This is a genomic window from Brevibacillus invocatus (assembly GCF_003710915.1).
GTDB classification, from domain to species: Bacteria; Bacillota; Bacilli; order Brevibacillales; family Brevibacillaceae; genus Brevibacillus; species Brevibacillus invocatus.
Genome location: NZ_RHHR01000048.1, coordinates 1 through 22,193 on the forward strand (window position 1 = coordinate 1; position 22,193 = coordinate 22,193).

20 protein-coding genes and 1 pseudogene are annotated in these 22,193 nt (G+C 43.9%); 17 read left to right on the top strand and 4 right to left on the bottom strand.

What is annotated here, in order from left to right; genetic code table 11:
• Positions 1-157: 157 nt before the first annotated feature.
• On the bottom strand, positions 158-955 hold the full coding sequence (locus tag EDM52_RS21590; protein WP_122911002.1) for a hypothetical protein: 798 nt from the start codon (positions 953-955) through the stop codon (positions 158-160).
• 833 nt (positions 956-1,788) lie between these two features.
• On the opposite strand from EDM52_RS21590, the gene EDM52_RS21600 reads away from it, so the two are divergent.
• The 14 genes and pseudogenes from EDM52_RS21600 to EDM52_RS21665 all read left to right on the top strand — a co-directional run bounded on the left by EDM52_RS21600 (position 1,789) and on the right by EDM52_RS21665 (position 15,256).
• Positions 1,789-2,529 (top strand): DUF4158 domain-containing protein, encoded by a 741-nt coding sequence (locus tag EDM52_RS21600; protein WP_122911004.1) that lies wholly within the window; start codon positions 1,789-1,791, stop codon positions 2,527-2,529.
• 38 nt (positions 2,530-2,567) lie between these two features.
• Positions 2,568-3,176 (top strand): annotated as a pseudogene (locus EDM52_RS21605) (enoyl-CoA hydratase/isomerase family protein).
• A gap of 40 nt (positions 3,177-3,216) precedes the next feature.
• The gene (locus EDM52_RS21610; protein ID WP_122911005.1) at positions 3,217-3,534 is read left to right on the top strand and encodes a hypothetical protein; all 318 of its coding nucleotides are present in this window, start codon (positions 3,217-3,219) and stop codon (positions 3,532-3,534) included.
• 376 nt (positions 3,535-3,910) lie between these two features.
• Positions 3,911-4,759: a MurR/RpiR family transcriptional regulator gene (locus EDM52_RS21615; protein ID WP_245997266.1), complete on the top strand. Its 849-nt coding sequence runs from the start codon at positions 3,911-3,913 to the stop codon at positions 4,757-4,759.
• 16 nt (positions 4,760-4,775) lie between these two features.
• The gene (locus EDM52_RS21620) at positions 4,776-5,903 is read left to right on the top strand and encodes an amidohydrolase (protein ID WP_245997269.1); all 1,128 of its coding nucleotides are present in this window, start codon (positions 4,776-4,778) and stop codon (positions 5,901-5,903) included.
• 26 nt (positions 5,904-5,929) lie between these two features.
• A complete protein-coding gene (locus tag EDM52_RS21625; RefSeq protein ID WP_122911006.1) occupies positions 5,930-6,769 on the top strand; it encodes a GNAT family N-acetyltransferase in 840 nt (279 codons plus the stop codon).
• Positions 6,766-7,893, top strand: a complete 1,128-nt coding sequence (gene menC / locus EDM52_RS21630) for an o-succinylbenzoate synthase (protein WP_122911007.1) — start codon at positions 6,766-6,768, stop codon at positions 7,891-7,893. Before EDM52_RS21625 ends, menC begins: the two co-directional genes overlap by 4 nt.
• 42 nt (positions 7,894-7,935) lie before the next feature.
• Positions 7,936-8,871 (top strand): nickel ABC transporter permease, encoded by a 936-nt coding sequence (nikB, locus tag EDM52_RS21635; protein WP_122911008.1) that lies wholly within the window; start codon positions 7,936-7,938, stop codon positions 8,869-8,871.
• 2 nt (positions 8,872-8,873) lie between these two features.
• Positions 8,874-9,698, top strand: a complete 825-nt coding sequence (locus EDM52_RS21640) for an ABC transporter permease (protein WP_415783118.1) — start codon at positions 8,874-8,876, stop codon at positions 9,696-9,698.
• A gap of 17 nt (positions 9,699-9,715) precedes the next feature.
• A complete protein-coding gene (locus EDM52_RS21645) occupies positions 9,716-10,705 on the top strand; it encodes an ABC transporter ATP-binding protein (protein ID WP_122911010.1) in 990 nt (329 codons plus the stop codon).
• The gene (locus EDM52_RS21650; protein WP_122911011.1) at positions 10,702-11,667 is read left to right on the top strand and encodes an ABC transporter ATP-binding protein; all 966 of its coding nucleotides are present in this window, start codon (positions 10,702-10,704) and stop codon (positions 11,665-11,667) included. Before EDM52_RS21645 ends, EDM52_RS21650 begins: the two co-directional genes overlap by 4 nt.
• A 94-nt stretch (positions 11,668-11,761) precedes the next feature.
• Complete coding sequence (locus tag EDM52_RS21655; RefSeq protein WP_122911012.1) at positions 11,762-13,399, top strand: ABC transporter substrate-binding protein; 1,638 nt, start codon at positions 11,762-11,764, stop codon at positions 13,397-13,399.
• 52 nt (positions 13,400-13,451) lie between these two features.
• Positions 13,452-14,132: a M15 family metallopeptidase gene (locus EDM52_RS21660; protein WP_122911013.1), complete on the top strand. Its 681-nt coding sequence runs from the start codon at positions 13,452-13,454 to the stop codon at positions 14,130-14,132.
• 41 nt (positions 14,133-14,173) lie between these two features.
• Complete coding sequence (locus EDM52_RS21665) at positions 14,174-15,256, top strand: serine hydrolase domain-containing protein (protein ID WP_245997272.1); 1,083 nt, start codon at positions 14,174-14,176, stop codon at positions 15,254-15,256.
• A gap of 434 nt (positions 15,257-15,690) precedes the next feature.
• On the opposite strand, the gene EDM52_RS21670 is transcribed toward EDM52_RS21665, so the two are convergent.
• Together EDM52_RS21670 and EDM52_RS21675 are read right to left on the bottom strand one after the other, a co-directional pair.
• Positions 15,691-18,639 (bottom strand): Tn3 family transposase, encoded by a 2,949-nt coding sequence (locus tag EDM52_RS21670; RefSeq protein WP_122911014.1) that lies wholly within the window; start codon positions 18,637-18,639, stop codon positions 15,691-15,693.
• Positions 18,600-19,256: a recombinase family protein gene (locus EDM52_RS21675; RefSeq protein WP_122911015.1), complete on the bottom strand. Its 657-nt coding sequence runs from the start codon at positions 19,254-19,256 to the stop codon at positions 18,600-18,602. Before EDM52_RS21675 ends, EDM52_RS21670 begins: the two co-directional genes overlap by 40 nt.
• 450 nt (positions 19,257-19,706) lie before the next feature.
• On the opposite strand from EDM52_RS21675, the gene EDM52_RS21680 reads away from it, so the two are divergent.
• The 3 genes from EDM52_RS21680 (at position 19,707) to EDM52_RS21690 (ending at position 21,372) form a co-directional block, all read left to right on the top strand.
• Positions 19,707-20,297, top strand: coding sequence for a hypothetical protein (locus tag EDM52_RS21680; protein ID WP_122911016.1), 591 nt, complete (start codon positions 19,707-19,709; stop codon positions 20,295-20,297).
• Between the two features lie 17 nt (positions 20,298-20,314).
• On the top strand, positions 20,315-20,728 hold the full coding sequence (locus EDM52_RS21685; protein WP_122911017.1) for a DUF4288 domain-containing protein: 414 nt from the start codon (positions 20,315-20,317) through the stop codon (positions 20,726-20,728).
• A 242-nt stretch (positions 20,729-20,970) separates the two neighbouring features.
• On the top strand, positions 20,971-21,372 hold the full coding sequence (locus tag EDM52_RS21690) for a hypothetical protein (RefSeq protein ID WP_122911018.1): 402 nt from the start codon (positions 20,971-20,973) through the stop codon (positions 21,370-21,372).
• Between the two features lie 67 nt (positions 21,373-21,439).
• Here EDM52_RS21690 and EDM52_RS21695 read toward each other — a convergent pair whose 3' ends face one another.
• Positions 21,440-21,940, bottom strand: coding sequence for a hypothetical protein (locus tag EDM52_RS21695; RefSeq protein ID WP_122911019.1), 501 nt, complete (start codon positions 21,938-21,940; stop codon positions 21,440-21,442).
• Positions 21,941-22,193: the final 253 nt, after the last annotated feature.

Consider the following 22,193-nt stretch of genomic DNA (forward strand, 5'->3'; position numbering starts at 1 on the left):
ATTGGTATGTAGCTCTAGCTCGGGGTAGTACCAGCGTAGCTGTTACCACCCGCAAACGCATGTAATAAACTGGATAATAATAAATTTTTAGACTATGATAATTGCAACAAACAAACATAAAAGACCGTCTCAATTTATTGACGGTCTTTTTGAACCATTAATAGCTAGTTGTGATATTGTAATTCAACAGTGCACTTGATTCGCCAGATTCGTCGGTATTGTAAGAGTAATCAAAGCAACCAGCGCATCCTACATCTTCTTGAAGCGCAGTCATTTCAATCCAGTGACTTACATCGGTTCTCCAACTATCGTCTCCAAAGTCATAGTTATAGTAATCAGCCCAACCCCTATAGTAAATTTCAGAGCTGTCAGAGTTAGCTACCGGAGTAGAATCATCGGAGTCATCAATAAACCAATGGGTATCTAATTCGCTTGGATTTGCAGCCCAAGGTGAAAAGCTATGTCCAGTATCCTCTAATGTACCATCCGTATATTCTTTCCATTTTAAAGTGAGCTTTGTTGCATTTACGGGTACCCTTACTGGATCAACTGTGGTTATTTTAAACCAGCCTGTATAATAATTTGTTGCCAAAGCTTGAACACTATCGCTTGAATCTTCCACCGTACTAGCAGAAGCATCAGCAGCGTCTGCATCTGCATTCATTTCGTCTAATGCTTTTTTACTGAGCTTTCTTGTCTTGTAAGTTTTGTTTTTTCTGTCAATTGTTAATTGGTACCCAGTTACACCATCACCAGCTTTTGCTCTTCCTTTAAACGAAATTTTTGATGTTGAATTCGCTTCATCAATTGTAAGTTCTGCATCTTGAAGGATGACCTCACTGCCAGCCTCTGGGGTTAACTTGTAAGACTTTTTGTCAGCTTTGTCATTGGCCATTACTACAGATGAGGACAAACACAGTAGTAAAGCTAAAGAAGTAGTTATCATTTTTTTCATAAAGAAACCGCCCCCCTCACTTTAATATTGATATCAAATTTCCTCAAGCTATCGAAAATGCAGAACCTATTTTGACGCTTTTTGGAATATTTGGTATTATATTATAATACTAACCATATAATAGGGATTACGGCAATCAAGATTTTGAATAATTTGGTAAAAATGGGTAAAAAGTCATATTTGGAGGTATGTACAATGGGTAAAATGTACTCTAATCTGTATATGTTGAGTGGTTCTTTAATGGGTTTTATTTCCTCTGTAGCAAGTATTTATTTGTGGTATATTACTACCATTCGTGATGAGATAATAAAGGGAATGCCTTTGATTATGATTTTCTTCATCCTACTACCAGCTTGCTTAGCTTTGATCTCATCATTTATAAACCCACCACTAATCCTGTTAGCCTTTGTTTGGGGAGCTCCCTTAAGCTTGTATATGCTTGCCTACTCAAACATCGGAAGATGGTTTGGAGTAACTTGCATTCTTTACCTCGTCTCGGCAATCTTAAAATTTTACGGATCAAAACATAAACCAATCATATAGTCAACTGAACTTGGTTAGATATCTATTTAAAATTACTGCTATAGACAGTTCGGGGAATCCAACTGTCTCTTTATTTTGATTATGAAAACAGTCAGTGATTACTTGTCCAGAGCAAAAACCAGCGAATCTGTAACGGGTCAAAAAAGTAAAGTTCCGATTTTATTTTTGGAAATGGAACTTCATATATTTTAATCCCCCTAATTGTAGGAAATTTCTCTATTCGCTATACTTATTCTAGCTATAATGTTCCGATACTCACTCTTATGGGAACTTTATCCGGAGGGGATCATGTGAAGCGAAATTGGGAACTGGATGAATTGATTGAACATTTTACAATACTCCCGAACGAAATGAAGTTGGTTGAAAATAAAACGGGAGAAACCAGGATTGGATTCGCTGTGCTATTCAAGTTTTTTCAAAATGAGGCCCGTTTTCCAACGAACAAGTTCGAGGTACCCAAAGCTGTGATTGCCTACATTGCTAAACAGATTTTTTCCGATCCGGAACTGTATGCCAAATACGATTGGACTGGTCGTTCTATCACTTACCATCGAACACAGATCCGTGAGTTCTTTGGATTTCGCGAGGATACGATAGAAGATGCACAGGAAATGACAGAATGGTTATGCCAACATGTCCTGTATCATGATCATGATATCGAACACTTAAAGGAACATGTCTACAGCCGATTTCGTGAGCTGAAAATCGTACCTCCCACCCCAGACCGCATCGAACGGCTCATTCGCTCCGCCATTCACACCTACGAAGAAAATTTCTTCCAAAATACATATCAAAAGCTGCCTTCCTCAACCTTGGCCAAGTTAGACTCCTTGATTGATAGCATCGCTTATTTGGAAACCGATGACGAAGAAGTTTCCGGAGAAGAGAATGGACAGTTATCGTTTCATGAATTGAAAGCTGATCCCGGACGAGCAGGGCTTGAGAGTGTGTTAAAAGAAATCAATAAGTTGCGCATGATTCGAAATTTAGAACTTTGTTTAACGGGTACTTTAACTGAGGAGATGATTTGATGTCACTTGTTTTGTGGAACAGAACAGGCAATGATGGAATGATTGCTGAAGTTGTATTAAATCGCCCTGAAGTCCGAAATGTGTTTAATACGGAGATGGCAACACAATTATTGGAAGCATTCAAAACTTTGGCAGAGACAGATGTAAGGGTTGTTGTACTTACTTCTTCCAAATCGAAGGCATTTTGTTCAGGAGCTGACTAAAATGAACGGGACGGCATGTCATAAAGTCAATGGCGTGATCAGCATCGACTTTTCAAGGAAATGTTCTACGCAATAGCTGATCTTCCTCAGCCTGTTATTACCGCGGTTGACGGTCACGCTGTTGCCGGCGGATTTGAACTGGTCCTTAGTTGTGACATCATCGTAGCAGCAAAAACAGCCATGTTTGGTTTACCTGAAGTGAACCGGGGAATTATGCCCGGTGGCGGTGGAACAAGACTTTTGGCAAAACGAATTTGTTGTAAAGTAATATTATCTGCAATAATTACAATTACTTCTATATGTAAGCAAGTGAGGATGAGGGTAATGAGTATAGCATTTACTAGCAAAAAACAACGATTGATTCGGTCAACTTGCATAGTAAGATTTAGTCTCATGCGATTTGTCGCATTGAGTAAACTATCAAGTCTTTGTCTTAGCACATAAACAGTAAGTTGGCGGGTGATGGAAGGCAAAGATCCAAGTTATGAAAACACCATCTCCTAAGAAAAGTACTGAAACCAAGCAAACTGCATTTTGTAAGGACCCTAAAATAGGAATGGCTGATTACGAGGTTATAAACTCAAAATGGGGAACTCCGAGAGATATCAACAAAACAACAACAGCACCCTTAATTCGTATGATTGAGGTAATTGAGAACGTAGTTGCTAAATTAGTGCCAGTGGAGCTAAATAAATGTCCTTTGCCTTACAGAGAAGAAGATTTTGGGGAAGTAAGCGTGGAATGGGCGTATTTATCTGTTACTAAGATTGAATTGGAAGTAGAGGAGCAACGTGCGAGTTGAAGGTTTACCCGACGATATTAATAGATTTGTTGATAATTTCTGACATCAATTTTCGGTTTTATCGGCCCGATAAGAACAGGAATAGCGAGTATGTGCGTCGAGATTGGTAAAAAGTAAAAAAATGTCGGTATCCATAGCGTACAGGATTCCGGCATTTTTTTCGTCAATCAGGGCTTAGCGTACAAAATCCCACTTTGTTGGCGGTACCCCTATTAAAGTAGCGTAGGTTTAGAAGGCCGGTATTTGCCGTGCCTTTTTGTGTGGTCAGGGATGTCCATAAACGGATGTTGGATGATAAAGTTGCACTTGAAAAGGAGAAAAAAATGCAATATTATTACTCGTAAGGAGAATTTAATTCTTTGTATAGAAGGTGAGTATGATAACGAAGACATTTCAAGACTTAATCAGGGAAAAGTTTCCCAATCTCTCTCCTGGACAAAAAAAAGTTGCGGAATTTTTAATAGCTTCCTTGGAGCAAAGCTCGCTTTATACCATTTCTCAGATTGCACGTGAAGTTGGCGTTAGTGAGACAACAGTCATACGTCTCGCTTATGCATTAGGCTTAAGCAGCTTTTCTGAAATGCAGAAGATGATCAGACAAGATTGGCTCAGCCAAAAACAACCTACCTATTCAATGACTGAAGAAGAAGAAGTTGAAGTTACCAACATTTTTTCTCATTCAATCGAACAAGAAAAAAAAATACTGGACCGCTTACGTAATCAAATTAGAGAAGAGGATATATGGAGAACAGCAGAACTGTTAATTCGTGCAGACCGAATTTACATAGGAGGATTTCGGGAAACGTATACGGCTGCTTACTGGCTTTTCTATAAATTGAATCAGCTTCGGGATCATATCTATGTGTCGTCCCCAACAGGATATATTCCTGAGACATTATGCAATTTTGGCGAAAAATCTGTTGTGCTTTTGATGTCACTTCCACGCTACTCTAAAGAAGCACTTATCTTGGCTGACCAAGCAAGAAAACAAGGAGCCACTTTAATAGCAATGACGGATAGGCATTTATCACCAATCGGTCAACTTGCAACTATTACATTGACAACGGGTGAAAATACAGAGATTTTCTCAGATCATGCCTTACCTCTACTTAGTCTTTCTCAGTTAATCGTGATGGGAATGCATCAAAGAGATTCAAAAAACATTAGAGAAAGGCAAGAAAAAATGGAACAAATATACAACCATACTGGGATTTTCATAGAGTGAAATGGAGATGAATCACATGATTTACGCTGATGAGGTTATACGGCGGAGAAATGAGATTTTCAAGACATATGAGGAGCTAAACTCATTCGCGGAACCAAGCTGGAAGGAGGAAAAAACCTCAAACTATATTGCTCGTTTTCTTCAAGAAAAAGGGCTTTATGTAAGGACATATGAGGATCACTACGGATTAATCGCCGAAATACCAGGGCAAATCGCAGATGTAGTAGCCTTACGAGCGGATATGGATGCTTTGCTACAGGAAGTCGATGGTATTGAACAAGCATGTCATTCTTGTGGACATGATGCACACAGTACGATGGTAATGCATGTAGCCGGTATCTTAGCTGAGAGCAAAATACAGCCTTATCGCACGATTCGATTTATTTTTCAACCGGCAGAGGAAACGGCAGAAGGAGCCCTCCAAATGATAAAAGACGGAGCCTTAGATAAGGTTAACTTTCTATTTGGTGTTCATTTGCGTCCATGGAATGAACTGCCAATCAGAAAAGCTTCCCCCGTGATTATCCATGGGTCTGCCTTAACAATTGAAGGACAAATACAAGGCGTTCAAGCTCATGCTGCACGCCCTCTAGAAGGTAAAAACCCAATAGAATCGGTAAGTTTGCTGCAGCAGCTGTTGGGAAATATGCGTCTACAGACTTCACAAAATTACTCGGTTGTTATGACCCAATTAAAAGCAGGTGGCATGGCTTCGAATGTGATACCTGAAATTGCACACTTTACTTTAGATATCAGAGCAGCAACAAACGAGCTTTTGGATGAATTGAAACATGAAATAGCTTCTCTTTTCGAACATGTTGCGGAAATTAGGAAAACGCCAATAACCTGGAACTCCAGCGGTTTTGCTCCAGCAGCCAAGCCAAATCCTCAAGCTATAGCGATTCTTGAAAGCGCAATCATCGAAATATTAGGAAAAGAATCGCTAGTTGATACCTGCATATCGAAAGGAGCAGAGGACTTCCATTTTTACACGTGGAGTTTGCCCCATTTACAGGCGACGATGCTCGGCCTTGGTTGCGATTTGAAGCCCGGATTGCATCACCCGAAAATGACTTTCTCACGGGAGTCTCTTGTTTATGGAACACAAATTTTACTGTATGCCATCTGGCAAGCTGCTAATTGACCCTATGTTAAGGAAGTGATGAGAGATTGAAGCAGACAACAGATGAAGTCGAGATCCGTCTTTTAACAACAATCTCAGAATTGGAACAAGCAAGAAAATTGGAGGGGATTGTGTGGGCTGAATCAGAGACAATCCCTGTACACCAAACATTAACTGCAAGCAAAAATGGCGGGTTTCTATTAGGAGCTTTTTTGAAAGGGCAGTTAATTGGTTTTCAATACAGCTTTCCCGGTTACGATGGAAAATCTATCTATCTTTGTTCCCACAATTTAGCTGTAGACCCGCACTTTCGTCGCTATGGCGTTGGCGAAAAGCTCAAGCTTGCTCAGTGGGAACAAGGCAAAAAAATGGGATATTCTTTTATCAGCTGGACATACGATCCCCTGGAAAGTGTCAATGGCTACCTCAATATCGGCAAGCTCGGGGCGGATTGCTCAACGTATATTGAAAATTGCTACGGTGAAATGGAAGATCATTTAAACGATGGCTTACCATCTGACCGTTTTTTAGTAAAATGGACGAACCTAAAAAACAAGAGCTCACTCAAGGATCAGATCACCAAACGACAACGTGAGGAAGTAAACATCGTCACTTGGAAAACCAGAGAAGATGGAATCCCCGTCATTGAAGAACTTGCGCAATTACAAGAAGGTTATCAAGGTGACATAGCGGTAGCCATCCCTGCGCATTTTCAACGAGTAAAAGAGCTGGCACCTGCGATTGCCCTGGATTGGCGCCTGCGAACAAGAGAGCTGTTCACTCATTTGTTCAATATTGGGTGGGAAGTCACCGATTTTGTCAGAAACCAGAGTTTCGATGCTCCTGTGCATTTTTACATTTTAAAGCGAATAGAGGGAACTACATGAAAATTGAACGTGTGATATTGAGGCGACTCCGAATGGATTTGGTTCGTCCCTTCACAACTAGTCTTGGAACAGAAAGAGATCGGGAGTTTATTGTAGTAGAAATCCAGAACGATGCAGGCATTTCCGGCTGGGCAGAATCGGTTACCTGCGCTGATCCCTACTATAATGAAGAAACGGTCAAAACCAATTGGCATATCATGGAGGAATTCCTTATCCCCATCCTCCAAAGAGAGCAACTGGAACACCCTGATGATGTGTCGCGATTGTTTTCTCATATTCGCAGGAACAATATGGCTAAAGCTGCTCTGGAAGGGGCGATCTGGGACTTATATGCCAAAGAAAATAAGATGTCCTTGGCATCTGCATTGGGTGGGGTAAAGAAGGAGATTGAAGTTGGAGTGAGTATTGGCATCCAGGATTCAACAGATGACTTGCTTGGGAAAGTAGAACAAGGGCTGTCGGACGGCTACAGGCGGATCAAGATTAAAATCAAACCCGGCTGGGATGTCGAGGTGGTGCGAAGCGTCCGCAAAGAATTTCCTTCGATTCCGCTAATGGTCGATGCCAATTCCGCCTATACCCTAAAGGATATTGACCACTTGGCAAGGCTGGACGAGTTTTCGTTAATGATGATTGAACAGCCTCTGGCGCATGATGATGTCATCGATCACGCGACGCTGCAAGCCCGCATGCAAACCCCGATCTGTTTGGATGAGAGCATCCATTCCTTGGAGGATGCAAGAAAGGCAATTCAATTAGGCAGTGCCAAAATCATCAATATGAAGATCGGCCGGGTCGGTGGATTGACAGAGGCTAAAAAAATCCACGATTTATGCGAATCGCACGGCGTACCTATGTGGTGTGGCGGCATGCTCGAATCGGGGATCGGCAGAGCGCATAATATCGCGATCACGTCCCTTTCCAACTTTACTTTGCCAGGAGATACCGCTGCGTCTTCCAACTATTGGTTTGCTGATATTATTACTCCGGAAGTCACCGTAAACAAGGGGATTATTCGGGTTCCAGAAGACGTTGGAATCGGCTATCATCCTGATTTGAAGAAAATGAAAACGGTTACCTTGGAGGAAAAGGAATTTACATTTGATAGGACATTCCAGATCTGACCACTTCCGCTTGCGGCAGGTAAGATCAATGGGAGGGACACAGTGAAAACATATATTTTACAGCGTATCTTTTCGGGAATGATTGTTATGCTCGGCTTATCGATTTTTTCATTTGCCTTGCTGCATCTGATTCCTGGCGATCCTGCCCAACTCATGCTCGGTGGGAAAGCAACCGCAGAACAAATTGCCAATTTACGAGAGCAGCTTGGTTTGAACAAGCCGCTACCCAGCCAGTATTTCCAATATATTCAGGGCTTGTTGACCGGCGATCTCGGCGACTCGTACAAGACAGGTAGGCCTGTCTTGTACGAGCTCCTGGAGCGTTTTCCAGCTACGGCCAAGCTGGCGTTTACCGGTACGATCATTGCAATCGCACTGGGGATTCCGCTGGGGATTATCGCCGCACGTCACAAGGGCGGCAAGCTGGACAGGCTTCTCTTGGCCATTGCGACAGTCGGTTTTTCCTTGCCGACCTTCTGGTGTGGACTGCTCGTAATCATGGTCTTTGCCGTCAAATTAGGCTGGTTCCCGATTGCTGGCGGGACGGGCTGGCGTGATTTGATCTTGCCGGCATTTACGCTGGGCGTACTCCAATCCACGATTATTATCAGACTGACACGCTCCACCATGGTCGAGGTATTGGGCAATGAATATATACGTACTGCACGGGCAAAGGGATTAAATGAGTCGATTATCATGGTCCGGCACGCGTTTCGCAATGTGATGGTACCAGTTGTGACCGTCCTGGGCCTGCAAATTGCCTCTCTGCTCGGAGGGGCGATCATCACGGAGCAAGTATTCAACTGGCCAGGAATAGGAACTTTATCAATCGAAGCGATAAGCAACCGTGACTTTCCGATTATCCAGGGGAGCATCATGTTAATCGGATTCGTCTATGTGATCGTCAATCTGATCGTAGACCTGCTCTACATGCTGATTGATCCGCGTATCCAATACAGCTCCAAGGAGGCAGCATGACAATGAAACAAGACATCTTGAAGAGCAAGGCAGCGAAAATCAGCTTCTGCGTCTTGCTCGTCATCGTCCTGCTGGGGATCATCGGCCCGTGGATCGCGCCATATAATCCAACGGAAAGCAATTTTGATAAATTTCTTCAGCAACCTTCCATGGAGAATCCGCTTGGAACGGATGCGATTGGCCGGGATCTGTTATCACGCATGCTGTACGGAGCTCGTGAAACCTTGATGGTCGCAGTGATGTCCGTCTTCATTACGTTTTTTCTGGGAACTTTGCTAGGTGTCACAAGCGCATACATCGGCGGCATTTTTGACAATGTCATGATGCGGATTATGGATGTCCTGCTCTCCTTGCCGGGAATTTTGCTGGCGCTTGCCATTGTCGCAATTCTTGGACCAAGCCAGATCAACGCCATGATTGCCATTGGCATTTCCTCGATTCCGTCGTTTGCCCGCTTGATTCGCAGCGCCGCCTTGACTGTAAAAACATCTGGCTATATCGAAGCGAGCTATGCTGCCGGCAGCTCTCACAGGTGGATCATGGTTAACCATATTGTACCGAACATTACGAGTGTTTTGATTGTTTATACGACGATGTTCGTCGGCTCGGCTATCCTCGATACATCAGCGCTCGGCTTCATCGGCATGGGGGCACAGCCGCCAACGCCTGAATGGGGTACGATGCTCAGCGAAGGCAAGGACTACCTGTCAGATGCCTGGTGGTTAGCGACTTTTCCTGGTCTGGCTATCACCGTGATCGTGCTTACCATAAACATCTTGGGAGATGAACTGTATGAATTTTTTGATCCTAGAAGTAAGCACCGCTAGAGTGGGAGGGAAGTAGTATGAAGCCGCTGCTAGAAGTGGATAATCTCTGCATCAGCTTTGGGAATCAGGCAACAATGCGCCATGTAGTCGAGAATGTCAGCTTTCATGTGCACGCTGGCGAATCGCTGGGGATCGTCGGTGAGTCGGGTTGTGGAAAAAGCATTACATCGCTCGCGATCATGCGGCTTCTTGGGGGAAATAGCCGGGTTAGCGGGCAGATTCGCCTGAACAACAAGGAGCTTCTCTCTCTCTCGGAAAATCAGATGCGAACGATTCGAGGAAAAGACACGGCGATGATCTTCCAGGACCCGATGACGTCGTTAAACCCGTTGCTTACCATCGGGAAACAAATCGGAGAGGTCATGGAGCAGCACGATAACTTGCCCAGAGACGAGGTGAAAAAGTGCGTCCTGGAGCTGCTCACGAGAGTCGGCATCCCCCGCGCGGATGAAATCTACCACGAGTATCCGCACCGACTGTCTGGAGGTATGCGGCAAAGAGTAATGATCGCCATGGCCATTGCCTGTCAGCCTTTACTACTGCTTGCGGATGAACCGACCACCGCGCTCGATGTGACGATCCAGGCACAAATATTGGATTTGCTGCAGAAGATCCGGAAGGAAAACAGGATGGCTCTGATTATGATTACCCATGACCTGGGGGTTGTCGCCGAGGTCTGTGATCGCGTAATGGTGATGTACGCGGGGCAGGTTATGGAAACGGCAGATGTTCGCACTTTGCTGCGTACGCCCATGCATCCGTACACAAAGGCGCTGATGATGTCCAGACCGCAAAGCGCCAAGGAAAACAGGCGGTTAAATACCATTCCTGGGAGTGTACCGTCACCGGAGCATTTTCCGAACGGTTGCCGATTCGCCCCTCGTTGCGATCAGGTAATGCCGATCTGCTATGAGAAAACACCGGCGCTTGCGCCTGCCGGTGAAGGAAGCGCCTGCAGATGCTGGCTGTATGACGAAAATAAGGAAAGCAAGGAGGTTCTAGTATGAATGCTTCTAGGCCACTCCTTGAAGTGAAGGGATTGCAGAAGTGGTTTCCGCTATCCAGGGGATTCCTGCAATCGAGTCGTTTTGTTCGGGCAGTAAACAATGTTGACCTGATCATGCGGAAAGGCGAAACAGTCGGAATAGTAGGAGAATCAGGCTGCGGTAAATCAACACTCGGACGTTGCATCTTGCGCTTAATTGAACCGACCGATGGAGAAATCTGGTTTAACGGAACGAATGTGAGTTCATTGTCAAAGCAGGCCATGCATAAGTATCGCCGAAACATGCAGATGATTTTTCAAAATCCATACGACACCTTAAACCCGAAGCACCGCATCCGCAAAATATTGAGTGAGCCTCTCATTGCTCATAGAGTCCCGAAAGAAGAGCACGAGACGCTGATGGTGAACATATTGGAGCGTGTCGGACTGCGCAAGGAACATCTGGAGCGCTTTCCACACGAATTTTCCGGAGGGCAAAGGCAGCGCATCTGCATTGCCAGAGCCTTGATTCTAGGACCGGAGCTGGTGATTGCCGATGAAGCTGTCTCAGCGCTGGATGTCTCGATTCAATCGCAAATTCTGAATCTGCTTCAGGATCTGCAGGAGCAAATGGGATTGACTTACCTGTTTATTTCCCATGATTTAAGTGTAGTTCAACACATTTCTGACAGGGTTGCAGTCATGTATCTTGGCGAAATCGTTGAAATGGGGGACAAGCAGTCTTTCTTTCAGAAACCGTTGCATCCCTATTCACAAGCATTATTATCAGCGGTTCCGAAGAACGATCCGGATGAGAACCGCGAGCGAATCATTCTGCAAGGTGATTTGCCTTCGCCGACGAATCCGCCAAGCGGCTGCAAGTTTCACCAACGCTGCCATGTTGCCATGGAGAAATGTAAAACGGAAGCTCCCTTGTTAAAAGAGGTCGAAGGCAGACAAGTTGCCTGCCATTTATATGCATGATTATGTGTGTCATATTGCAAGGAGGTGGTTCAAGACTACGGTCTGGAAAAAATAGAGCCAAAATTTTAACACCCAAAAATCAGGGGGCTAACGGATGAGAAAAGGAAATAATTTGAGCAAGTTATTGGCAGGCATTCTGATTACATCCTTAACGACTATCACCATTGGCTGCGGAGCGTCTAACGGAGATAATCCGCAGCAAAGCGGAACCACAACCATTACCCCAGGCGAGCCTCAAAAAGGAGGTACGGTCACGATTGCGGTGGACGGGGAACCGGACACACTCGATACGCACAAGACCCATACAGGGATTGCTTCTTCGCTCATTGCCGACTTCTTTGGAGCTAGTTTGCTTTATCTTGATCCAGAGACGAAAACGTTGCAACCGTCTTTAGCAGAAAGCTATACGATCTCTGACGACAGGAAGGCATGGACCTTCAAGCTGCGTAAGGATGTTACCTTTTCGGACGGTACACCACTGACAGCCAAAATCTACAGTGACACGTTCAATCGCATGCTTGAACCGGAACATCTGGCGGCGACGGCAGCGTCCTTCTACGATGGACTATCAAGAGCCGAGGCACCGGACGACGAGACGCTTATCCTGCATTTTGACAGACCGTCGGCTCCGATCCTAACTTATTTGAGCATGCCTGCTTACGCTCAGCCGATGCCTGTCGATTTAATCAAAAAGACCGGTGATGAATACGGCCGCAAGCCGGTCGGTGTGGGACCTTGGCAGGTGACAGAGTGGAAAACCGGGGAATCGATCGCCTTGGTAAGAAATGACGGCTTCAATCTGGGAGCAGCATACTACAAGAACCAAAAAGCGCCGTATCTGGATGGACTGATATTCCGCTTTATCAAAGATGCACAGACGGTAAAGGCTGCTCTGGAGAGCGGCTCGGTAGATATTGCGTACAACCTGAATGGAAAAGTCGCCAAATCTTTTCGCGACAACCCTAAATACCAAGTTCTGGAGGAATTGAACAACGGCGAGGTCTTTCTGGGAATGAATCTTCAGGACAAACGTTTTCAGGACCCAGCCGTTCGTCGGGCCATCAGCTATGCGATTAACAAGGAGGCAATCGTCCAGGCTGCCTTGCAAGGGGAAGGAGTTGCCGCACATAGCCCGCTGGCCAATTCCATTTTTGGCTTCGACCCGGCATCCGCGGACTACGACTACAAATACAATGTCGAGCAAGCGAAAAAGGAGCTGGAAAACGCAGGCTGGACCCTAAACGGAGAAGGGGTACGCGAAAAAGACGGGCAGCAGCTACGCGTCAGCCTCATTATCAGAGAGACGAGGGCGTTGGAAGGGCAGCTCATTCAGTCCATGCTTGCCGAGATCGGCATCAAGGTGAAGAACCAGCAGCTGGAAGGCGGAGCCTATTATGATGCAGCCAACAAGAAGACGTTTGATCTCATTATTGGACAGTACGGCGACGTTGATCCAGATATTCTCTACTACCTGTTCCACTCCACACAAAGCGGAAACAAATACTCGATCAACGATGCCCAGCTTGATGATCTGCTGGTCAAGGCACGCTCGACATTCGAGCAGGATAAGCGCGTGGCAACCTACAAAGATGTGCAAAAGCTGATTATCGATCAGGCATACGTAGTTCCATTGTATGTCCAAATAAACTTTATCGTCATTAACTCGAAAGTAAAAGACGTGAAGTACGGCAATAACGCATTGATGCTGAACGACGCCTGGATTAGCAAGTAACCGAAAGCCAGGCCCTGCTTCTCAAAGACAACGCCTGAGGAGGGTAACGAGAATGGATAAAAAGGCCTATTATGAATTACTGGAAAGCAAATTCCCAACGTACAAAGAATTTACTGCCATTTCGGTTGGCGAAAACGGCGAACCACTGGTGCCGATTGGAGCAGAATTCTCAGGGAAAATCCATATTTTGGAGGATTATAAACAATACACGGGCGAGCAAATCTTCGTCCGTTCCCAGGTACTGAACATGCTTGTGCAAGCGCAAAAAAAGCTGAAGGCACTCCGGCCGGATTACGATTTGGAGATTCTCTGCGGGTATCGCCACCCCGAAATTCAGGAAAGAAGCCATAGCGAGCACAAAAACTGGCTGAAAGAACACGAGCCGCACCTGGAGGGCGACGAGCTGACGGAGGCAGCGCATCGCTTCAGTGCCGCTCCCGACGTCGCCGGACATCCGACAGGCGGTGCGGTGGACGTGCAGATCGTCGGTCCGGATGGTGCGCCCATCGACATGGGGCCTGCCTTTGAGCCGAGCAAGGACGTGTATGTGTTTTCACCGTTTGTCGAGAGAGAAGTGTGGAACAACCGGCAATTATTGCGGAATTGCATGATCTACGCCGGGTTTGCCCCGTTTGATGGCGAATGGTGGCATTTCGCCTACGGGGATCGGGAATGGGCGAGCTATTATTGCAAGCCAGAGGCGATTTACCAACAAATCCGCTTTCAAGTGTAAGATTCACGATCCGCTATATAGCTCAAAAGGAGTGAAGCAGAGTGACACAACCTGGAACTTCAAACGTACGCAGTCAGTTTGATAATTTTTTTTCGACGCTTGCGGACAAGCAGAAATTCAATGGAAACATTATGGTGCTTGAGCAAGGAGAGCCCATTTTTACCGGCTCCTACGGTTTTGCTGACCTAGAGAAATCGCTGCCGCTGACCCATGATACCGTGTTTGAGCTGGCATCTGTCTCCAAGGCGTTTACGGCGATGGGAATCATGCTGCTGCAAGAGCAAGGAAAAATCGGGTACGAGGATCAAGTGGACAGCATTCTGCCAGGCTTCCCGTACCGCGATATAACGGTGAGAAATCTGCTTTCGCACACATCCGGCCTGCCGGATTACATGGAACTGTTCGCACAGTATTGGGACAGGTCAAAAATTGCCACCAACGCCGACGTTCTGGAGCAGCTCCGCGTTCATCAGCCAGCCGTACTGTTTCAGCCGAACGAGAAATACGAATACAGCAATACCGGATACGTGCTGCTCGGCTCGATCATCGAGAAGGTATCAGGGATGAGCTTCTCCGCGTTTTTGAAAAAGTATATCTTCGACCACCTGGAAATGGAGAATACCAGAGTGTTTAACAGGAGATTCTCCCAGGAGGTAATTGAGAATTATGCATACGGCTACGTCTATTCCGATGAACTGGGAAGACACAGCTTACCCGATCATGTTAAGGAATACGATTCGGTCATTTATCTGGACGGTATTCAAGGGGATGGTGTCGTGAACTCGACACTGGAAGATTTGCGAAAGTGGGACAGAGCTTTATACACGGAAAAAATGGTGAGCAGTGAAACGCTTCAGCAAGCCTTTTCGCCCGTCAAGCTGGCTGACAACAGCACGTACCCGTACGGCTTTGGTTGGCAGCTTCGCGATGACTCCTGGACAGGAAAAGTAGTGTATCACGGGGGGAGTTGGCCAGGGTACAGAAACTGGTTAGGTCGCTATATCGATGTGGACAAAACGATCATTTATCTCACAAACGTAGAGCAGGACAGAGAATTTACTTTAGCAGTTAGAGAGGAAGCGGAAAATATTTTATTTGGTCGACCTTATCGGATACCCGAATAAAGCAAGAAATATAGTTTCAATTTCAAAGCAAAAAGTAAGTTTATAGATTGGGATTTGCCTTGAGCTTGGCAAGCAGGGTAAATCCTTTTTCTTATTACGAGCGTCGCGGGCCCCCCCTCAAAAGATAAATAAATTAACTACAGTTAACGGGCAGAATAGTGAGAATAGTTACATCTATTAAGATCCCCACACATTAATCTCTTTAATTTCGTTTATTCTCCGTTACTTATTCAAAATTTGTACTTCCTGTAAAGTGGTTTGCTTTCATGCAAACCACTTTTTTCGTACGTATGGTAATAGGGATTACCGGGATACCGATTACACTAAGACTTTATTGGGGTACCGCCAGCAAAACGCGAATTTACAACGTTAAGGTGTTTTGTATACAAAAACAGCCGGTTTTCACCACGCTAAGGGTATAACCGGCTTTATTGCTATACTTGGTTCAACGGCCGCAGTGTTTCTAATGTGGTAACTCCTTTCGGATCAAAACGATACTCGCCAAGGAAGTTGATATGCTCCCATCCCAATGGGGACATATGCTTTAATAAATCCTCTCGTAACGCACCTTTACTTCGGAGTAGATCCGTAGCTTTTCCTAGATATACCGTATTCCAAACGCTAATTGCATTAATGAGGATGTTTAAAGCACTTGCACGCTGAAGCTGATCCTGCAAAGCACGTTCTCTCAGCTCTCCATGTTTCCCGAAGAAAATGGCTCGTGCTAGGGCGTTCATTGCTTCTCCTTTGTTCAATCCGCGTTGGATACGGCGGCGCATCGATTCGCTTGAGACATAGTCGAGGATAAAGATTGTCTTTTCAACTCGCCCCATCTCTCGAAGTGCTTTAGCAACCTTATTCTGACGAGCGTAGGAGCCAAGCTTACCCATAATGAGCGCACCGGACACTTTGCCCTCCCGAATAGAATGTGCCAGGCGTAAAACATCGTCATAATTTTCACGTATGACCTTCATATCAATTTGACCGCGGAGAAGATTATCCAGTTTCAGGAAGTCACTAGGTTTTCCGATCGCATAAAGTTTTGCGTCAGACAAATCTCGAAGACGTGGTGCAAATCGAAAACCAAGCAAATGAGTCAAGCCAAAGACCTGGTCCGTATAACCGGCGGTATCTGTATAGTGCTCCTCAATTGATAAGTCCGACTCATGATGCAAGAGGCCGTCGATGACGTGCACCGCATCCCGAGCGTTCGTATTTATGACTTTCGTATAGAACGTTGAAAATTGATCGCTGACGAATCGATAAATAGTAGCCCCTCTGCCTGATCCGTAATGTGGGTTAGGATCGGCACTAAGAGACGAAACGCCTACTTGTACGCGCATACCGTCGGATGAAGATGTGCTTCCATCCCCCCAATAGGACGCTAAAGAACGGCGATGATGAAAGTTCACAAGTGTTGCTTGCGCTCTGTTCATTGCATCATCGTACATTCGCCATTGAGCTGCATTGGCCATTTGATGATACGAGATGCCAGGCGTAGCATCAGCCATTTTTGTTAGGCCGATGTTAGTTCCCATAGCCATGAGCGCTGCCAGAACAATCGGTTTTTCTTCAGCTTTAGGATGACGATTGGTCGAAGCATGGATAAACTGCTCGTCAAAGCCAGTCCAACTTGCCACTTCTAAAAGTAGGTCTGTCAGCTTTACTCGTGGCAGCATACCGTAGAGAGTGGAGCTATATTGTTTTGCTTCTTCTGGAACATCCTTTTCAAGTCGATGAACATGTAGTCTACCTTTTTCTATGTTTACTCCTTCGAGCGTATCAATGTTTTCACTAATCCACTGTAATCGATGTAGGAGGGACGTAGTTCTTTCCTCAAGATAGTCTTCAACATTAAGACTCACGGCCAATCTGGCACCGGTTGCCTGAGTAGATTTCCATTCGTCTTCTGGCACTAGGTACTCGTCGAAGTCTTTATGCTGCCTGCTTCCGACAATAGAAACATCTCCGGATTTCACATAGTTTCGTAATTCCGTAAGTGCAGCCATCTCGTAATAATGTCGGTTAATGGTCCCATCCTCGTCGAAAACATGCTTTTGCCATCGGTTGGATACGAAATCTAATGGAGCACCTTCAGGTACTTTTCGTTTACCTGAATCGTTCATCTCTCGGATGGTATCAAGCGCTCTCATCAACGGTTCAACTGATTTCGTTGAACGGAACTCCAATGCATTCAGTAGGGTAGGCGTGTATTTTCGAAGATAATTAAACCGACTTTCTAAAAGATCCAAATAGTCATAATCAAGTGGCCGCGATAGTTTCTTGGCTTCTTCCACAGATTCAACAAACTTGTCCCACGGCATGACCGTTTCTAACAAAACAAACGGATCAGCGCCCTCATCCCGCGCTTTGATAAGAGCAACTCCCAAGTCAACATAATGGACAACTTTTTCATTTACAGCTTTGCCGTTCTGTTTCTGAAGCTCTTCTTGTTGTTTCCGTCCTTTCGATTGCAATGTTAAGATTTGCTTATCGTGGATCTCAAATGCCTGGTCAACTAAATCTTGACTAAGATCCAAAAGGTACGCCACCAATACCGTATATCGTTTTGCTTCATGGAAACGTCGAAAGGACTGCGGCTCATATCGAGCGCCAAGGCGTGAGAGCTGTCTTAGCCGGTTGGGATGTATCGCTCTCGTATCGATATTTAGTTGCAAGTTCCGTATATAATCTAATCGTTCAATAACCTTTAAAAAGGCTTCAGGAGAGAATTGTCCAGTCGTTTCTTTAAGCCAACCAAGCGTTGTTTTTCCGGTACCAATGACAGGTTCGATAAGCTTGTCTAGTTTCTGTTTTTGGTAAGAGGTTAGAGCTGAGTGGATCTGGCGATAAATACGTTCTTCCGCACGATGCCGTGCTTCCCATACAACCCTCTCAATCGTCGTAATAGCCGGTAGGATAATTTTAGAGCGACGCAATTCGTCTAATGCCGCGCGAATTAAGTGAACAGCATTCCCATTTTCGAGCGCCAGCTTAAATAAGTACTTCAATAATCTGCGATAATCATTTGTCGTAAACGTAGTAAAACCATATTCCTCTCGAATTTCTTTCAGATGATCCCACAGCGTGTTTTCCCTTCGGGCATACAAGGAAAAAACTCTTGACTCAATATCCAGCTGTTTGGCCAGGTAGTCAAGCAAGAAGTCAGGGATTTCTTTTATATCAGTTATGCTCCATCCCGGATAGCGGAGTAGTGCTAATTGAACGGCAAAGCCTAATCGGTTGTAGTCTCGTCTGTGACGATTAATTATTTCCAAATCATGTTGGGAGAAAGTGTAGTAAGTAGCAAGCTCCCATTCACCATTTGGAGGGGTCATCCATTCTAGTCGCTGGTCTGTTGTAAGAAGTTCTTTTCCGCGCATGGTACCCGCACCTTTCTTTGATTTTCATACTCCTTTACACGTCGATAAAAAGTATTGGGCTTTAATTCAAGACGCTTCATTCCTTCGGTCGCAGTAATCGATCCGGATTTCCACTCATCATACACCTGAATAAAATCCGTATTAATCTCGTACTTACGTCGTCCGAATCTCACGCCGTTATTCTTTGCCACTTCTATTCCTTCGGCCTGCCGTTGCTTATTTTTCTTACGTTCTTGTTCGGCCACATAAGAAAGCAGGCTTAAAAATTGGTCCTCCATTAGCTTGCCAAGATCGCCCATGCTTCGAAATTTCCTACTATCAAACAAAGTCTCATTTTCCAATACTACAATATCTGCATTTAGCTCTCGTGTAATATACTTCCATTCTTGAATGATTCCATCATAATCCCTACCTAATCGATCCAGTGCATCAAGATATAGCAAATCCCCTTCACGTATGATTAAACGCATCGCCTGATACTTCGGTCGGTTAAAATCCTTTCCACTTTGCTTGTCAACGAAGATATAGCGTTCTTCAATTCCAAGTTCACGCATTTTTTTAAGCTGCCGTTCCGGATTTTGATCCTTGGCTGAAACGCGAGCGTATCCCAGTTTCAAAAAAGTAAACTCCTTCCAATAAATTATGTCAAAAAGTATATCAATAAAACGAAATGTTGCAAAATAAAAAAGCACACTTTATGACATGCAGAATACTACGTGTTTTCTAACGTGTCATAAAGTATGCTTTTTGACAGTACACCACAAAGCAATAGACAGCTCAGTAAGTATTAAGCCGAGATATACATGATCAAAGCTTCTTCGAAATATCGGAAGAGTCTTATTGGAGTTAAATTAAGTAACATTTGGAATGTCAATGCTCTCATCTCCGAAAAGCTAAATATGTCAAAAAAGTGAAACTCTTATTTTATCGACATAATCCAACAAAATATTTCCAATTATTAGTGTAATATTCTTTTATTAGCCAGAAACAAGCCTATAAAAATGAAATCCCTGGCTAATTTGAAAAATTTCACTATAAAATATTAATTGTTGGGGAGGATTTTTGTAATGAAAAAGCTTTTATCGACCGTTATTGCAACAACAATGTTGGTTGCTTACGCTGGGGGTGCCTATGCATCAACTTCTAAAAGCAATTCATCATCTAGTATCGAGATCAGCGCTAATCAAATAAGCCAAGTTAAGATTCCAAAAGAATTTTTTAATCCGAATCATCCTAAGGCCATAAAAGATCCTGAAACGATAGAAAAGTATGAGAAAATCCTTAAAAAGATAGAAAATAACGAAGATAAGAACAGAATTTCTGCGAATGCACCACAGGCGGCAGCTGGAGCTGTAGTAGCAGTTTATTTCATTCCGGGTATTGGAGAAGTTGCCTTACTAGCAACAGGAGCTATCTTAATAGGGACAGCAGTCTGGTATGCAGGTGAATGGCTCTATGATGTGGTCTATTCGTGGTTGCAGTCAGAAACTGCCTCGGACTATATTGCAAAGAACAGAAAAGGATCAATTTTGAGAGAGTTTCCAAGTGAATACTTAGATAAGACTCTGGATGAAATTGAAGCAGATGCTAAGAAAGGTAATGCAACGGCAAGAAAAGCGAAAAAATTATTAAATGACAGGAGATTCAGCAAAAATTAAAATTTAAGGGTGAAATTATGGAAACTAATTCTAGACCGCCCCAAACAAAATGGTATGCAGTCAAAGTCTTATTTGAATCAGTTCACTCTGGAGGCTCAGATCATCAAAAAAATGAAAACAATGATGGTAACAACATAAAACTTTTTGAAGAAAGTATTATTCTCGTAAAAGAAACTAATATGGAAAAGGCCATTGAAATTGCGGAAAAGTTTGCAAAAAAGGCTGAACATGAGTCATTGAATAGCTTTGGTGAAACAGTTAAGCATCAGTTTGTAAGACAGTTACATACATTTGAGCTAAATGATGACGAAATAACTATTGGAACTGAAATCTATTCAAGATTTATCCATGCTAGCAATGAGAACTCAGCTATTGATGTTATTAAGCGCTATTACCCAGAAGTTTTAGGTGAAGACGGGGATACTGAATAATATTACAATTAGTAAAATTACCCCCTGTCAATATAAAAATCCTTGCAACCAGTGTGACACGGTAATCAACCGGAGCACACTGGTTTTTTTATGGAAAAATGAGGGTGAGGGGGACCTAACCAAGTAGATTACAACCTTAGTGGAAACCTGTTATTTTTATCAAAATCCCTTAACGTTGTAAATCTGCGTTTTGTTGGCGGTACCCCTATAATAGGTATAAAAAGGAAATGGGGGGATTTGTAATGATTAAAACCATAGCAAGCCGTTCAAAAAACCGTTTTGTACTTGCGATTGCTCTAGCATTAACATTGTCGATAGGTGTAGTACAAGCTTTTGCAGCGCAATCATGGCTTTATATGACTCCCAGTGAACATACCGTTATAGGAGAAATGGTGTTCGTTCCCAAAGGAGATGAAATTACCTATTATTGGGAAAATGATGGAAGTACACATAGCGTTGGATTTGGAGTGTATTATTTTGATGGTCAAAGCAGTACTTTGATATCGTCAAAAACGGCTGGATACGGTTACGGTAATCACGGTGATTCATTTGACGCACCATACAATGGATTTTATTTTTTAAAAGCGAACTGTGGTGGGAATGGACAAACGGGTTGCAAAGGTAGCGGATACATTGAATATTAAGGGTTAGGTAACTAAGAAGAAAGGCTCTCCTATTGGGGGAGCCTTTCTCTTTTGGACGTAATTCGAGTTATTGAAGGGAATTTGCTACTTTTATTAGATCGTCCAATTTTTTCTCTGTGCCACGTTTTGATAGTCTTATTTGATAGGTTAGGTTGTTTTTCTTAAAACGGATAATATCGGCTCCGTGATCTTCGGAATGAACATACATAGCAATCGTGCCATCTGCCAAGGTAACATTTTCTGATTTAACCTCAAAATTTTTACTTCTATTCTTTTTCAAGTAAACAGATATAGCTAGAAGATTATTAGCTTTTTGGTCTAAGTATTGGATAGATAACATTTTTAATAATTCATTGTAATGACCACCTGTATGTGTTGGGGTAAAAGGTATGTATTTAGGAAGTAAAATTTTTTGTTTATTTGTATTCTCAAATTGTGAAACCGATGCTTCAATCGGGACAACATCCCCGAGAGGTTTACTTGGATCAGTATCTAAGGGATCTTTCGGGGGAATGGATTGAATAATACTGAGACTTAAAATTATAGGAATGAGCTTATTGAAGAACATGATTTAATCTCTCCTTTCCTTACAATTATAGAGTCCCCATTTTTTAGCTTTATATTCCAGCACGAATAGCCCGATCAACGTCTCGATCAGGCTAAATCCCTTTGCTACCGGTTATGTACAAACGAAGGAACAACGCCGCGCGGCATTTCCGTGTAGAGCGTATTAACGAAAGATGGCCAGAGCTTTCACGCTTTGATTATAGTATTGGCAAATTGGTAATTATTTTATACTTGGGGTACCGCCAACAAAACGC

Coding starts and splice junctions, on each gene's coding strand:
- EDM52_RS21590 (WP_122911002.1), bottom strand. CDS start 955: ATGAAAAAAATGATAACTACTTCTTTAGCTTTACTACTGTGTTTGTCC.
- EDM52_RS21610 (WP_122911005.1), top strand. CDS start 3,217: ATGAAAACACCATCTCCTAAGAAAAGTACTGAAACCAAGCAAACTGCA.
- EDM52_RS21615 (WP_245997266.1), top strand. CDS start 3,911: ATGATAACGAAGACATTTCAAGACTTAATCAGGGAAAAGTTTCCCAAT.
- EDM52_RS21620 (WP_245997269.1), top strand. CDS start 4,776: ATGATTTACGCTGATGAGGTTATACGGCGGAGAAATGAGATTTTCAAG.
- menC (WP_122911007.1), top strand. CDS start 6,766: ATGAAAATTGAACGTGTGATATTGAGGCGACTCCGAATGGATTTGGTT.
- EDM52_RS21640 (WP_415783118.1), top strand. CDS start 8,874: ATGAAACAAGACATCTTGAAGAGCAAGGCAGCGAAAATCAGCTTCTGC.
- EDM52_RS21645 (WP_122911010.1), top strand. CDS start 9,716: ATGAAGCCGCTGCTAGAAGTGGATAATCTCTGCATCAGCTTTGGGAAT.
- EDM52_RS21650 (WP_122911011.1), top strand. CDS start 10,702: ATGAATGCTTCTAGGCCACTCCTTGAAGTGAAGGGATTGCAGAAGTGG.
- EDM52_RS21655 (WP_122911012.1), top strand. CDS start 11,762: ATGAGAAAAGGAAATAATTTGAGCAAGTTATTGGCAGGCATTCTGATT.
- EDM52_RS21660 (WP_122911013.1), top strand. CDS start 13,452: ATGGATAAAAAGGCCTATTATGAATTACTGGAAAGCAAATTCCCAACG.
- EDM52_RS21670 (WP_122911014.1), bottom strand. CDS start 18,639: ATGCGCGGAAAAGAACTTCTTACAACAGACCAGCGACTAGAATGGATG.
- EDM52_RS21680 (WP_122911016.1), top strand. CDS start 19,707: ATGAAAAAGCTTTTATCGACCGTTATTGCAACAACAATGTTGGTTGCT.
- EDM52_RS21685 (WP_122911017.1), top strand. CDS start 20,315: ATGGAAACTAATTCTAGACCGCCCCAAACAAAATGGTATGCAGTCAAA.
- EDM52_RS21690 (WP_122911018.1), top strand. CDS start 20,971: ATGATTAAAACCATAGCAAGCCGTTCAAAAAACCGTTTTGTACTTGCG.
- EDM52_RS21695 (WP_122911019.1), bottom strand. CDS start 21,940: ATGTTCTTCAATAAGCTCATTCCTATAATTTTAAGTCTCAGTATTATT.